This window comes from Christiangramia lutea, from assembly GCF_022489035.1.
GTDB classification, from domain to species: Bacteria; Bacteroidota; Bacteroidia; order Flavobacteriales; family Flavobacteriaceae; genus Christiangramia; species Christiangramia lutea.
The window spans coordinates 1-914 of sequence record NZ_JAKVTV010000025.1; the positions used below are offsets into that span (position 1 = coordinate 1).

Sequence of the window (914 nt, forward strand, 5' to 3'; positions counted from 1 at the left end):
GTAACGGTTTCGGTTATCGCCAGTTGGCGGAGTAAGGGACGCGGATTTGTCGGCTTATTATTGGTTTGTTGGTCAAGTTAATTATTTTCCTTCTAATGCTACCGCTTATTGGCGATTAACCGTTGTTAGCTACTGGCGGTTCCACGTAAATATGTTTCAGGAGTCATTACTGCTAATTCACTCTTTTTGTAATCTTTAATATTCCTGGTTAAAACAATGCTTATTTTACCATTTTTGACTGCTGAATAATTTTGGAGAGCATCTTCAAAATCTTTGAAATTTGAATTTAAGGAATCGAGTACTACTTCTTTATCTATTTTCAAAACATCTATAATTGTCAAAAGTTGTTTTATTTTTTCAATTACGATATCGTGTTTTGCTGTTTTTCTTAATAAATAATATGTGTTGCAAATAATTACGGGAGTTGTAAAACCTTTTATTTTATTCTCCTCGCATAAGTTTAAAATATCTGTTGCAAATTCCGCAAATGGTTCTCTGTCAAAGAAGAAATCTAAAATGACATCTGTATCAATAAGAACATTATCCATTATTTATATTTTTCTTCTAAGCGATTTCTAAGTTCTTTTTTGTAGTCCATATTTTTGGGCATTTTGAAAGATCCCTTTAAAGATTTCACTACAGGATTTAGTTTTTTATCCTTTTGTTTTTGTTCTTCTTTTGTAAGGACTTTTAAATAATTTTCAATGATGTCTGAAAGACTACGATTTTTTTCTTTAGCGTAATCTTTTGCCCTTTTTATTATTTCTTGTTCTATCGTTAATGTCAGTTTTGTATTCATCACTTTTCAATTGAAAGTTATAGATACAAATATAAAGAAGAATTTTGTTAACACGTGTTATTTTTTAATTATTTACACGATTTTCATTGAATCCGCTTGTAGCTAACGGTCTCGG

2 protein-coding genes are annotated in these 914 nt (G+C 30.1%); both read right to left on the reverse strand.

Annotated features, from left to right (window positions below; translation table 11 throughout):
• Positions 1 to 125: 125 nt before the first annotated feature.
• A complete protein-coding gene (locus ML462_RS15990; RefSeq protein ID WP_240714837.1) occupies positions 126 to 548 on the reverse strand; it encodes a type II toxin-antitoxin system VapC family toxin in 423 nt (140 codons plus the stop codon).
• The gene (locus tag ML462_RS15995; protein WP_240714838.1) at positions 548 to 799 is read right to left on the reverse strand and encodes a DUF6364 family protein; all 252 of its coding nucleotides are present in this window, start codon (positions 797 to 799) and stop codon (positions 548 to 550) included. The genes ML462_RS15990 and ML462_RS15995 overlap by 1 nt, the downstream gene beginning before the upstream one ends.
• Positions 800 to 914 lie beyond the last annotated feature (115 nt).

Coding starts and splice junctions, on each gene's coding strand:
- ML462_RS15990 (WP_240714837.1), bottom strand. CDS start 548: ATGGATAATGTTCTTATTGATACAGATGTCATTTTAGATTTCTTCTTT.
- ML462_RS15995 (WP_240714838.1), bottom strand. CDS start 799: ATGAATACAAAACTGACATTAACGATAGAACAAGAAATAATAAAAAGG.